This window comes from Actinospineispora spinosispora DSM 44797, from assembly GCF_000429025.1.
Lineage (GTDB): Bacteria > Actinomycetota > Actinomycetes > Mycobacteriales > Pseudonocardiaceae > Pseudonocardia > Pseudonocardia spinosispora.
Genome location: NZ_KE386838.1, coordinates 268,474 through 281,012 on the forward strand (window position 1 = coordinate 268,474; position 12,539 = coordinate 281,012).

At 67.7% G+C, this 12,539-nt stretch carries 9 protein-coding genes and 2 tRNA genes; 1 reads left to right on the forward strand and 10 read right to left on the reverse strand.

Going from position 1 to position 12,539, the window contains the following annotated elements; all coding sequences use genetic code 11:
- Position 1: 1 nt before the first annotated feature.
- On the forward strand, positions 2 to 487 hold the full coding sequence (locus tag G406_RS0141965) for a hypothetical protein (RefSeq protein ID WP_028938536.1): 486 nt from the start codon (positions 2 to 4) through the stop codon (positions 485 to 487).
- 255 nt (positions 488 to 742) lie between these two features.
- On the opposite strand, the gene G406_RS0141970 is transcribed toward G406_RS0141965, so the two are convergent.
- The 10 genes from G406_RS0141970 to dnaN form a co-directional block, all read right to left on the reverse strand.
- Positions 743 to 815, reverse strand: a tRNA-Ala gene (locus G406_RS0141970).
- A gap of 71 nt (positions 816 to 886) precedes the next feature.
- Entirely contained in the window at positions 887 to 1,000 is a 114-nt protein-coding gene (locus G406_RS58640) for a DLW-39 family protein (RefSeq protein WP_211241426.1), read from the reverse strand.
- 31 nt (positions 1,001 to 1,031) lie between these two features.
- A tRNA-Ile gene (locus G406_RS0141980) sits at positions 1,032 to 1,105 on the reverse strand.
- Between the two features lie 57 nt (positions 1,106 to 1,162).
- Positions 1,163 to 2,245, reverse strand: a complete 1,083-nt coding sequence (locus tag G406_RS59595) for a DUF3566 domain-containing protein (RefSeq protein WP_051343395.1) — start codon at positions 2,243 to 2,245, stop codon at positions 1,163 to 1,165.
- 99 nt (positions 2,246 to 2,344) lie between these two features.
- Positions 2,345 to 4,855, reverse strand: coding sequence for a DNA gyrase subunit A (gene gyrA, locus G406_RS53125; protein ID WP_425414686.1), 2,511 nt, complete (start codon positions 4,853 to 4,855; stop codon positions 2,345 to 2,347).
- A 47-nt stretch (positions 4,856 to 4,902) separates the two neighbouring features.
- Positions 4,903 to 6,897: a DNA topoisomerase (ATP-hydrolyzing) subunit B gene (gene gyrB, locus G406_RS0141995; RefSeq protein ID WP_028938537.1), complete on the reverse strand. Its 1,995-nt coding sequence runs from the start codon at positions 6,895 to 6,897 to the stop codon at positions 4,903 to 4,905.
- A gap of 586 nt (positions 6,898 to 7,483) precedes the next feature.
- Positions 7,484 to 8,167: a DciA family protein gene (locus tag G406_RS0142000; protein ID WP_425414684.1), complete on the reverse strand. Its 684-nt coding sequence runs from the start codon at positions 8,165 to 8,167 to the stop codon at positions 7,484 to 7,486.
- A gap of 38 nt (positions 8,168 to 8,205) precedes the next feature.
- Positions 8,206 to 9,360, reverse strand: a complete 1,155-nt coding sequence (recF, locus tag G406_RS0142005) for a DNA replication/repair protein RecF (RefSeq protein WP_028938539.1) — start codon at positions 9,358 to 9,360, stop codon at positions 8,206 to 8,208.
- A gap of 138 nt (positions 9,361 to 9,498) precedes the next feature.
- Positions 9,499 to 10,410 carry a phosphogluconate dehydrogenase (NAD(+)-dependent, decarboxylating) gene (gnd, locus tag G406_RS0142010; RefSeq protein WP_028938540.1) on the reverse strand — a complete coding sequence of 304 codons (912 nt, stop codon included), beginning with the start codon at positions 10,408 to 10,410 and terminating at the stop codon, positions 9,499 to 9,501.
- Between the two features lie 76 nt (positions 10,411 to 10,486).
- Positions 10,487 to 11,650 (reverse strand): DNA polymerase III subunit beta, encoded by a 1,164-nt coding sequence (gene dnaN, locus G406_RS0142015; protein WP_028938541.1) that lies wholly within the window; start codon positions 11,648 to 11,650, stop codon positions 10,487 to 10,489.
- Between the last annotated feature and the right edge of the window lie 889 nt (positions 11,651 to 12,539).

Consider the following 12,539-nt stretch of genomic DNA (forward strand, 5'->3'; position numbering starts at 1 on the left):
GATGACCAGAGCCAACTTGAAGCTGATCGACACTTCGCCGGACAGGCCGGTCAATCCCGAGGACGTTCATTCCCCCTCGGCGCGCGCTTTTGAGCTGTACCGGCCGAGGAAGTTCATCGAGCCGGCGCTCTCGGCGGAGGCCTGCCTGGCGATCACTGATGACCAGCTGGACACGGCGGCCGACCTGGTCTCGACGTTCATCGATCACGGGCCACGGCTGCCCGAGGCGTACTACGCGTTCCACTTCGGTCTGCTGCGCCCGGTCTTGAACTGGTGGGACATCCAAATTCTGCTGCCGGTCTGGCAGGACTGCACGAACCTGTGCGCAGCGAAGCGCGGCGGCCCCCCAACGCTTCCCTACATCCACAACGTCATGAACGAGTGCGAAGACCTGCTGACCGCCTACAGATCAAAAAACCCGGAAGCCGTCCGCACAACCCGCCTGAACGCCCTACGAATAAAGGAAGCAACCTTCCAACCAGCCTGAAGACAAAGACAAAGACAAAGACAAAGACAAGCACGAAGCCGAAGACGCACGATGCCGAAGGCGAGCAAACGATGCCGAAGGCGAGCAACGAAGCCGAAGGCGAGAAGCACTAAAGCAAGCAAAGGCGAAGCCGAGCGACCCACGCTGGGTCAAGAGCGAACGCACCGTGGGGGGTCTCGGGGGGCTCGGCCCCCCGGAATTATGACCACTCGAACCCGGCTCGCGCGCTCCGCGAGCATGGCTCGGCCATTCGAGTGGAGACGAGGGGAATCGAACCCCTAACCCCTGCCTTGCAAAGGCAGTGCTCTGCCAATTGAGCTACGTCCCCGTGTCGAGCGGGGCTTGTTCTCTCTCAAGACAAGCGGGTCCCCGCTCGAGAAGTGCGGGTGGGGCAGGCTGTCAGCCGTTGGTGGCCTGCTGCCACAGGTCGTCGTCGTTGCGAGACTTGGCCTTGTTGAAGACGAACAGCGCGGCACCGACGACGGCGACGAGAACCAGCAGCTTCTTCTTCATGTGATCCCTAAATCCTCGACGATGATGGGAGTGGGCCTAGGTGGACTTGAACCACCGACCTCGTCATTATCAGTGACGCGCTCTAACCAACTGAGCTATAGGCCCGCGAACGAGGTGACTGAAGACTAGCCGAAGCCTCGTGACGCCTTGCAACCGGGTCGGTCAGTCCCGCTCGGACAAGGTGACCTCGACGCCGCCGACCAGGTCGGCGGCGACGTTGTAGACGAACGCTCCGACGGACATCGCCACGGCGACGAGCAGGCTGTTCACCGCGCCGATGACGGCGGCGACACCGAACACCCTGCCCGCGCTGATCAGGCGTTCTCCGGACTGTTCGGCGACCAGGTCGGCGTACTGGCCGTTGAGCCGGTCCCACACGCCGATGCCGTCGAGCACGCCGTACAGGACGCCGATGGCGACGAGCCACACCAGGTAGAGCACGACCGCGAGCACCAGTGCGATCTTCAGCACTGACCATGGGTCGAGCCGTTTGAGCTGCAGTGCGGCCTGGCGGGGCCTGCGGTTGCGCGGCCAGCTCATCGGGAAGCCGCCGGGCACACCGCCGCCACTGCCGCCTTCACTGTCGCCGGAGTCCGGGGTGGACAGCGGCAGCCGCATCTGGGTGGTCGGCGGGTCGGCTGGCGGTGCCTTCAGGTAGTCGGTGCGCGCGTCCGCCAGGTTGTTCCTGGTTTCACGTGGAACACCGGTGTCCTCGGTGGCGACCGAGCTGGCGCCCGTCGTGTTCCTGGTGACCGCCGCGGCGGCACCGGACTGCGCGGTGGCGGCTCCGCCGACCGCTTCCCGCCCGGTCGTCGACGCGGAGGCGGGAACCCGCTGCCACGGCGGCGGCAGGGTGGCGGCCTGGTCACCGTGAGCGGTATCGGCGCTGTCCTTGGCCTCGACCGGCGTGCCGTTCGGGCTCGGCGCGGCTGAGCCGTTCTCAGTCACCGGTGGCGTCGCTGCCGGTTCCGCCGCGCTGTCCTCGGCGATCTCGGACACCGGGACCTGTGCCGTCGGTGCCTCCGCCGCGCTCGACACCGCCTCCTCGGCCGGCTCCGTCCCGGCGGCGGGTTCAGTGCTCGGAGCGGCTGGCGACGGCGCGACACCGTTGCGTGCACTCGCGGCCGCGGGCTCCTCACCTGCGGCGGGGACCGAACGCGGCGTCGGCGACGGTCGTTTCGGTGCCCGCTGGGTTGGCTCCGCGGGCTCCTGCGCCGGCGTCGGCGGATCGGTCGACTTGGTCACGAGCTGCCTCGCGTCCCCTCAGTGCTCGGTACAGACAGGTGTCGGGTGGGCAGCCGTGAGGCCACCCACCCGACGACACTAGCCGGGATCAGCGTGTGGTCACGCCTTGGCCGGTGTGTCACCGTCCGGTTCGGTCAGTTCCTCGGCGTTGCGGGCGATGGCCAGCAGCGTCGCACCCTCACCGAGGTTCATCAGCCGCACGCCCTTGGTCTGGCGGCCGGCCTTGCGCACCTCGCGCGCCGAGGTACGGATGACGCCTCCGCTGGAGGTGATGGCGAAGATCTCGTCACCGACGTCCACGATGAGAGCGCCCACCAGCGTGCCACGCCGACGGTCGTACTGGAGGGTCAACACACCCTTGCCGCCGCGACCCTGGACCGGGTAGTCCTCGATCGGCGTCCGCTTGGCGTAACCACCGGCGGTGGCGACCAGGACGAACGTGTCGGCCCGGACCACGCCGAGCGACAGCAGGCGGTCCTCGCCGTTGAACCGCATCCCGAACACACCGGACGTGGCGCGACCCATCGGCCGCAGCGCCTCGTCGTTGGCCTGGAAGCGGATCGACTGGCCTTCGGCGGACACCAGCAGCAGGTCGTCGTCCGGCCCGCACAGCACGGCGCCGACCAGCTCGTCGTCGTCGCGCAGGTTGACGCCGATCAGGCCACCGGAGCGGTTGGAGTCGAAGTCCTCGAGCTTGGACTTCTTCACCAGACCGGTCTTGGTCGCCACGACCAGGTACGGCGCCGCCTGGTAGTCCTTGATCTGCATGACCTGGGCGATCTGCTCGTCAGGCTGGAACGCCAGCAGGTTCGCCACGTGCTGGCCCCGCGCGCTGCGGTTCGCCTCGGGCAGCTCGTAGGCCTTGAGCCGGTAGACCCGGCCCTTGTTGGTGAAGAACAGCATCCAGTCGTGCGTGGAGCAGACGAAGAAGTGCGCGACGATGTCGTCCTGCTTGAGCGTCGCGCCCTGCACGCCCTTGCCGCCACGCTTCTGCGCGCGATACAGGTCGGTCTTGGTGCGCTTCGCGTAGCCGGTCTGGGTGATCGTGACGACGACGTCCTCGACGGCGATCAGGTCTTCGTCGGTGACCTCGCCGTCGTCGGCGATGATGCGGGTGCGCCGCTCGTCGCCGTGCTTCTCGACGATCTCGATGAGCTCTTCGCGGACGATCGCGCGCTGCCGCTCCGGGCGGACCAGGATGTCGTTGTAGTCGGCGATCAGGAGCTCGAGCTCGGCGAGCTCTTCGATGATCTTCTGCCGCTCCAGCGCGGCGAGCCGGCGCAGCTGCATGTCCAGGATCGCGGTCGCCTGGATGTCGTCGATGTCCAGCAGTTCCATCAGGCCCGGACGCGCCTCGTCGGCCGAGGGCGAGCGCCGGATCAGCGCGATGACCTCGTCCAACGCATCCAGCGCCTTGACCAGACCACGCAAGATGTGCGCGCGCTCCTCGGCCTTGCGCAGCCGGTAGCGGGTCCGCCGGACGATGACCTCGATCTGGTGCCGGACGTAGTGCTTGATCATCTGGTCGAGGCGCAGCGTGCGCGGCACCCCGTCGACGATGGACAGCATGTTGACGCCGAAGCTGTACTGCAGCTGGGTGTGCTTGTACAGGTTGTTCAGCACGACCTTGGCGACCGCGTCACGCTTGAGCGTGATCACGATGCGCCGCCCGATGCGGTCGGAGGACTCGTCGTTGATCTCGGAGATGCCGGCGAGCTTCTGGTCGCGGACCAGCCCGGCGATCGATTCGATCAGGTTGTCCGGGTTGACCTGGTAGGGCAGCTCGGTGACGACCAGGATCGTACGGCCCTTGGCGTCCTCCTCGACCTCGACGACCGAGCGCATCCGCACCGAGCCGCGCCCGGTGCGGTAGGCCTGCTCGATGCCGGAGCGGCCGACGATCAGACCCGCGGTCGGGAAGTCCGGGCCCTTGATCTGCTCCATGAGAGCGGTCAGCAGCTCGTCGTCGGAGGCGTCCGGGTTGTCCAGCGACCACACCACGCCCGCGCCGACCTCGCGCAGGTTGTGCGGCGGGATGTTGGTCGCCATACCGACGGCGATGCCGGAGCTGCCGTTGATCAGCAGGTTCGGCACCCGGGACGGCAGTACCAGCGGTTCTTGCGTCTTGCCGTCGTAGTTGTCGGCGAAGTCGACGGTTTCCTCGTCGATGTCCTGCAGCATCGCCATCGCCAGCGGCGACAGGCGGCACTCGGTGTAGCGCATCGCGGCGGCCGGGTCGTTGCCGGGCGAACCGAAGTTGCCCTGGCCGTCGATCAGCGGATACCGCATCGACCACGGCTGGGCCAGCCGCACGAGTGCGTCGTAGATCGAGCTGTCGCCGTGCGGGTGGTAGTTACCCATCACCTCGCCGACGACGCGTGCGCACTTCACGTACGCGCGGTCCGGCCGGAAGCCGTTCTCGCCCATCGAGTACAGCACCCGGCGGTGCACCGGCTTGAGCCCGTCCTCGACCAGCGGCAACGCTCGACCGACGATGACACTCATCGCGTAGTCGATGTAGGAGCGCTGCATCTCCTGCTGGATTTCGACCGGCTCGATCCGGTCGCCGCCCGAGCCGTCGCCGCCGGCCGGCGGTGCCGTGGGATCCAGGGTGTCCGTCACGTGTTCCTTCTATCTCGAGGTCGACAGGGGCTGGATCAGACGTCCAGGAACCGGACGTCCTTCGCGTTGCGGGTGATGAACGAACGGCGCGACTCGACGTCCTCGCCCATGAGGATCGAGAACAGCTCGTCGGCGGTCGCCGCGTCGTCCAGGGTGATCCGCTGCAGCAGCCGTACCGCCGGGTCCATCGTGGTCTCCCACAGTTCCTTGGCGTTCATCTCGCCGAGACCCTTGTAGCGCTGCACGCCGCCTTCCTTGGGCAGCTTCTTGCCGGCCGCGCGGCCGGCGGTGATCAGTCCGTCGCGCTCGCGGTCGGAGTAGGCGAACTCCGGCTCGGCGCCCCGGCCACCCCACTTGAGCTTGTACAGCGGCGGCATGGCGAGGAACACGTGACCGTGTTCGACCAGCGGACGCATGAACCGGAACAGCAGGGTCAGCAGCAGCGTGCGAATGTGCTGGCCGTCGACATCGGCGTCGGCCATCAGCACGATCTTGTGGTAGCGCAGCTTCGACAGGTCGAACTCGTCGTGGATACCGGTGCCCAGCGCGGTGATGATGGCCTGGACCTCGGTGTTCTTCAGCACCCGGTCGATGCGGGCCTTCTCCACGTTGATGATCTTGCCGCGGATCGGCAGGATGGCCTGGAACATCGAGTCACGGCCGGACTTGGCCGAACCGCCGGCCGAGTCGCCCTCCACGATGTAGACCTCGGAGCGGATCGGGTCGGTCGAGCGGCAGTCGGCCAGCTTGCCCGGCAGCCCGCCGATGTCGCCTGCCGACTTGCGCCGGACCAGCTCACGCGCCTTGCGGGCGGCCAGCCGGGCCTGCGCCGAGGAGACCGCCTTGTTGATGATGGTCTTGGCCTCGGTCGGGTTGCGGTCGAACCAGTCGGCCAGCCACTCGTTGCACACTCGCTGCACGAACGACTTGACCTCGGTGTTGCCCAGCTTCGTCTTGGTCTGGCCCTCGAACTGGGGCTCCTTGACCTTGACGCTCACCACGGCGGCGAGCCCCTCGCGGATGTCGTCGCCGGTCAGCGCCGGGTCCTTGTCCTTGATGAGCTTCTTGTCCCGCGCGTACCGGTTGACCGTGCTGGTCAGCGCCGCACGGAAGCCCTCCTCGTGGGTGCCGCCCTCGTGCGTGTTGATCGTGTTGGCGAACGTGTGCACCGACTCGCTGTAGCTGGAGTTCCACTGCATCGCCACCTCGAGCTGGTGCTCCTCGCCGGCGGCCTGGAACGAGACGATCTTCTTGTGGATCGCGTCGCGGCTCTTGTTGATGTGCGCGACGTAGTCCTCGAGCCCACCCGGGTAGTGGAAGACCTGCTCCTTGACCTTCGCCACGTAACCCTCGGCGTCGGGCTCTTCCTGCGCGGCGTTCTCTTCGTCCGAGTGCCCGTTGCGCTCGTCGCGCAGCACGATGGTCAGTCCCTTGTTCAGGAACGCCATCTCCTGCAGCCGCCGGGAGACCGTCTCGATGTTGTAGGTGGTGGTCTCGAAGATCTGGTCGTCGGCCCAGAAGGTGATCGTGGTGCCGCTGGCCTTGGTGGCCTCGCCCTTGCGGAGCTGGTTGGGCACCGAGCGGTCGTAGTGCTGGCGCCACACGGTGCCCTCGGTGTGGATCTCCACGTCGAGCGCGACCGACAGCGCGTTCACCACGCTGACGCCGACGCCGTGCAGACCACCGGACACCGCGTACGACTTGTCGTCGAACTTGCCGCCCGCGTGCAACCGCGTCATGACCAGCTCGACGGCCGGGACCTTCTCCGTCGGGTGCATTCCGACCGGGATGCCTCGACCGTCGTCGGACACCTTCACACCGCCGTCGGCGAGCAGGGTGACCCCCACGCGGGAGGCATAACCGGCCATCGCCTCGTCGACCGCGTTGTCCACGACCTCCCACACCATGTGGTGCAGGCCGCGCTCACCGGTCGAACCGATGTACATACCGGGCCGCTTGCGAACGGCCTCCAGGCCCTCCAGCACGGTGATCGACGATGCGCTGTAGGCGTTCTTCTTCGGGGCAGCCACGGGCCTGTACGTCTCCTTGCCTGAGGTCTAACCGGTCGCGCGATGGATGCGCCGCGACCGGGGACGTCGCGCGGCCGATACTGACTCATGGCTTCGATGCCGGGTGCAACGCGACGCTCCTACCAACATCTTACTGGTCCCCCCGACCAGAACGCCGCCTAGGACACCCCTAGAACGCACGGAGAAGCCCGATTAACGACCCAGACGGGTCCAATCGCCAGAAAACGTGCTCCAGAACGCCGATCGTCGACACAGGAAGCCCTGAGAAGGCTTGTGCTCTGCCACGGACCTGCTCCGCAGAGTCGAGCACAGCTAAGCCGGCTCCGCGAGTCTCCGAAGGAGTTCCGGCGAAGGCCAGGTAGTGAATGTCCGCAACCAGGCTCGCAAGCCGGACGGCGGCTCTCAGGGTGACGACAAGCGCGCGCTCGGCCGACGAAGTCGGCTTGTTTTTCTGGGAGTACCCCAGCGAGCGTAAGCGAGCCGGGGTGGTCACAGAAAAACTCCGCGCGGAACAGGCCCAACAAGACACCTGCACCCTCACCCATGCACTAGAGGCCCACAACCCGACCTGCAGAAGCCAACCAACTCACCCGTACGTATCTCGAGGCCCCCGCCCCGGAGCATGCCGCAGCCCTTTCCGCCAGCTGGGGGCGCTCGGACCTTGGATCTTCATCTTCCGCACCACGTTCGGCCCGACCCCGGCGGCGATCTTGACCAGCAGCTGCCGCTGCAGCAGCCGGAGCTGGGTAGCCCACGCAGTGGAACTGGCCGCGACGGTCAGTTCGCCGTCACGCAGGCTCAGCGGGGTCGCGTGCTCGGCGACGTCGGCGCCGACCAGTTCGGCCCACCGGCCGAACACCGACGCGGACGTGAGCCGCTCGTTCCAGCCCTGGTTGACCGCGGTGCGGGAGATCAGCCGTCCGAACGGCTGCGGGTCGCGGTCGTCCGGCCCGGCCCCGGACCAGCTGCGCCGCCGCCGTCCCCTGACCGCTCCGCGTTTGGCGCGGCCGGGCTTCGTGCCCTGTCCCGGCGCGCGGCCGCGGGCGGCTGCCGCTTGCTGCGCGGCTCGAAGTGCGTCCCGGGCCAGGTCGGAGCCAGTGAGGGGTTGTCCGTCCCGGGAAGCGGGCTCGCTCAGCGGCGGATCTTGCTTATCCCCAGGGTTGAGGACAGTTTTCGCCAATCCGTCCGGGTCGAGTGGTCGCTGACCCGCGGCGGGCGGTCTCTGACCAGCGGCGTCCCCAACGGAACCGGAGTTATCCACAGTATCCACAGCGTTGTCCACACCTCCGCGTTCATTGTCGGGCCGGGTCAATTCGGCCCGCTCACCTGGCCGGACGTCACGTCGAACCGGGCGCCGCGCAGTTTTTCCGGCACGTCGTCGGGCACCGCGGCAGTCACCAGGACCTGTTCGGCGTGCTGGGCCCGTTCGGCGAGCGCTCGGCGGCGCCGGACGTCGAGTTCGGCGAACACGTCGTCCAGGATGAGGATCGGATCGGATGACAGCCCGGTCACGTCGCCGGGGTCGGAGCGCAGCAGCTCGAAGGAGCCGAGGCGCAGCGCCAGTGCGAACGACCAGGACTCGCCGTGGCTGGCGTAGCCTTTCGCCGGACCTTCGCCGAGCCGCAGCTCCAGGTCGTCGCGGTGCGGACCGACGAGGCACACGCCGCGGTCGACCTCCTGGCGGCGCATCTTCGCCATCTCGTCGAGCAACGCCAGTTCGAGGGTCTTCTCCAATTCGGCGGCGTCGGTGTCGACGGCGTCGGTCTCGGACATCTCCGGAACGCTGCATCGATAGCGCAGCTCGATGGGCGCGGACTCGGGTGCGACGTCGGCGTACGCCTCCCGGACCGGCGCGCCGAGCTCGGCGACCAGCCGTAGCCGGCCGGTCAGCAACGCGGCACCGTGCCGGGCGAGGTGCCCGTCCCACACGTCGAGCGTGCGCAGGTCTCCCGCCGCGCGCGCGGTCTTGAGCAGCGCCGAGCGCTGCCGGACCACCCGCTCGTAGTCGGACCGGATACCGGAGAACCGGGGCCAGCGCGACACCAGCAGCTCGTCCATGAACCGCCGGCGCTCACCCGGGTCGCCCCGGACCAGCGCCAGGTCCTCCGGCGCGAACAGCACACTGCGCACGATCCCGAGCGCTTCACGCGCCCGGGACAGCGGAGCCCGGTTCACCCGCGCCCGGTTCGCCTTGCCCGCGGTGATCTCCACCTCGACGGCGAGCTCCCGCCCCCCGCGCACCGCAAGCCCACGCACCACAGCGTTCGAGGCTCCCCGCCGAATCAGCGGCGCATCGGTGGCGACCCGATGCGACCCGAACGTGGCCAGGTACCCGATCGCTTCGACAAGGTTCGTCTTACCGACCCCGTTGGGCCCTACCAACACCGAGACCCCAGGCCCAAGTTGCAGCTCAGCACTCTCCCACGACCGAAAATCGGTCACGGCCAGCCGACTCAGATACATAACCCACATCCCCGTGAGTGGCGAGTGGTTCTACCGCGAAGCGGCGCCGTAGGCGTAGCACCTCCTCGCCACTCTCGACCGCTTTTTGGTCGTGAGTGGCGAGTGGCGCTATAGGACCACTCGCCACTCACGGCGCACTTAACTCACCGAGCCGGTACCGGAGGTCGGGCCTGCCTGGTGCACGGCGTGGCCGCCGAACTGCTGGCGCAGGGCCGCGACCGCCTTCATCGCGGGCGACTGGTCCTGCCGGGACACGAACCGGGCGAACAGGGCTGCCGAGATGACCGGGGCGGCGACCCGGTTGTTGATGGCTTCCTCGACGGTCCACCGGCCTTCGCCGGAGTCGTCGACGTACCCAGCGAGTTCGGACAGTCCCGGGTCCTGCTCCAGGGCAAGGACCAGCAGGTCGAGCAGCCAGGAGCGGACGACGGTGCCGCGCGACCACGCCTTGATCACGGCGGGGACGTCGGTGACGAGTTCGGCGGCGTCCAGCAGTTCGTAGCCCTCGGCGTAGGCCTGCATGAGGCCGTACTCGATGCCGTTGTGCACCATCTTCGAGTAGTGCCCCGCGCCGACCGGACCGGCGTGCGCGAAACCTTCCTCGCGCGGACCTTCCGGACGCAACGCGTCGAAGATCGGCATGGCCCGCTCGATGTCCTCGGCCGCGCCGCCCGCCATCAGTCCGTAGCCGACCTCACGGCCCCACACCCCGCCGGACACACCGCAGTCGACGTAGTGCACGGACTTCTTGCCGAGCAGCTCGGCGTTGAGTTTGTCGTCGGTGAACTTCGAGTTGCCACCGTCGATCACCAGGTCGCCCTCGTCGAGCAGGTCGGCGAGCTTGGCGACGGTGTCCCGGGTCGGGTCGCCTGCCGGAACCATGACCCAGACGGTGCGCGGCGCCGACAGCGAGGACACGAGTTCCTCGAGTGACTTGACGTTCGCCGCGTCCGAGTGTGGATCGAAACCGATGACCTCGTGGCCGGCGGCGCGAATCCGCTCGGCCATGTTGCCACCCATCCGACCGAGTCCGACCAGTCCGAGCTGCATCCGTCACCCCTTGAGAAGGAAAACCCGCCGACCACCCGAGGCACGGTCGAATTCCGTGCCGTCACGGCAGTGAGTGCTACCCCGGCAACCGTACCGGCATCAGCAGGTGCAGATATCCGGGAACGGTGCCGGCGGGTCCGTCACCGGTGCTCGGTGCGCTCGCGTCGGCCGCGACGGGGCGGGCGAGCGCGGGCCGGTTCGGCGTGGTGAACGCCAGGTGCGCGCGCTCGCTGTGCAGCGAGTTGAGCCCGTCGAGCAGGTAACCGGGGTTGAACGCAATGGTCAGCGGGTCGCCGTCGAGCTCGGCGACGAGCTGCTCCTCGGCGCTGCCCTCGTCGTCGCCGCCGGCGGACAGCCGCAGTGAACCTTCGGTGAATTCCATCCGTACCTGCGCGGCGCGGTCCGCGACGAGCGACACACGCTTGATCGCTTCGATCAGCGGCGCGATCTCGATGATCGCCGCCGAGCTGTGTTCGGCCGGCAGCAGCTGGCGGTACTTGGGGAACTCGGCGTCCAGCAGTCGTGTCGTGGACTGCCGGCCGTTGCCGGACAGACCGAGCATGCCGTCACGGTCGGCGAGCGCGATCTGCACCGCTTCCTTGCCGGTGAGCGTCTTCGCCGCTTCGGCCAGGGTCCGGGCCGGGACCAGGACCGCGGTGTTGATCTCGGCGTCGCCCGGTTCCCATTCCAGCTCGCGCACCGCCAACCGGAACCGGTCGGTGGCGGCCATGGTCAGTTTCCTGCCGTCGATCTCCAGGCGGATACCGGTGAGCATCGGCAGGGTGTCGTCCTTGCCCGCCGCGATCGCCACCTGGGTGACCGCCTGGGCGAACACGTCCGGCCGGACCGATCCGGCGAGCTGCGGCATCTCCGGTAGGCGCGGATAGTCCTCGACCGGCATGGTCGGCAGGCTGAACCGGGCGCTGCCACAGGTGATCGTGGCGCGGGAGCCGTCGACCACGACATCGACCGGGTGCGGCGGCAGGGACTTGGTGATGTCGGCGAGCAACCGGCCGGAGACCAGCGCGCGACTCGCCTCGTTGACCGTCGCCTCGACGTCGACCCTGGTCGACACCTCGTAGTCGAAACCGGACACGGTCAGCGTCTGGTCCGGACTGTCGCCGGAGCCGGCTTCCAGCAGGACGCCGCCGAGCACTGGGACGGGTGGGCGTGCCGGCAGGCTGCGCGCCACCCAGGCAACGCCGTCGGCCAGCGCGTCTCGTTCGACCCGGAACTTCATCGCACGCCCTCTCAGCCGGTGCGGCAGACCACCTACGTCCAAGCGGCCGGCTTGTCGCAAACCCGGCGGTAACTCCCCGGAGGTCATGACCGAAGAGGTTTGCGACAAGTGGCGCTGGGGGCACAACCGTAGAACGTCGGGTCCGGCGGCCGCACGCCGGGCGGGTCGTTCTCATCCGGCGGTGTCATGCCCGGCCGTTCGCCGTCCGGCTTCGTGGCGGGTTCTCGACCGGCACCGAGCCTCGGCGCGAGATTCGGTGCACAGCCTGATTTCTGTTTTTGAACCCTTGAAGAGAGAAATACAGCAGTAGTAGTAAGGGCTGTGGATTCTGGGGACAGGTCGTGTTTTCCCAGCTCAGCGGTCGGATCCGGCTGGGGACAACTAGGTGGTCGCGAGGCCGACCGTGTGAGCGCTCGGGTGGACAACTTCGAGTTGTTCGCGATCCGTCCCCCGTCTCGTCGCGATCCGTCCACGAACGATCCACGGATTTACGCCAACTCGTCCACGGGTCTGTCCACATCCATCCACAGAGTTATCCCCAAGTGTGGGTGGAGGGTTCAAGATCCAGCACGCTTCGCGACCGGAACGACGGTCGGAGGCTAGGCGGTGGTCACCTCGGGGCAACGCACTGGAGTGGGTTGTACGCATCGCTCGGTTACCCAGAGTCGCGAGTTTTCGGGGCCGGCAGCCAGATTCGGCGGATTTCGACTCCGCTCAGCGTGTCACGCTTGACGGCTCAGAGGCCCGCTCAGCGCCGAAATGCCGGTTGCCCATCCAAAGAGGTGGGCAGATTTTGCAGTTATAACGGCCGAAATCGGCCTGTTTCACCGTCTGTCAGCGTCGGATGCTGCGCTCAGAGCGCGTCGAGTCGCGGCGAACGGGCGCGCCG

Bases quoted from the DNA above. Each gene is read 5' to 3' on its own strand.
- G406_RS58640 (WP_211241426.1), bottom strand. From the start codon at position 1,000: ATGAAGAAGAAGCTGCTGGTTCTCGTCGCCGTCGTCGGTGCCGCGCTG.
- G406_RS0141965 (WP_028938536.1), top strand. From the start codon at position 2: ATGACCAGAGCCAACTTGAAGCTGATCGACACTTCGCCGGACAGGCCG.
- dnaN (WP_028938541.1), bottom strand. From the start codon at position 11,650: ATGAAGTTCCGGGTCGAACGAGACGCGCTGGCCGACGGCGTTGCCTGG.
- gnd (WP_028938540.1), bottom strand. From the start codon at position 10,410: ATGCAGCTCGGACTGGTCGGACTCGGTCGGATGGGTGGCAACATGGCC.
- recF (WP_028938539.1), bottom strand. From the start codon at position 9,360: ATGTATCTGAGTCGGCTGGCCGTGACCGATTTTCGGTCGTGGGAGAGT.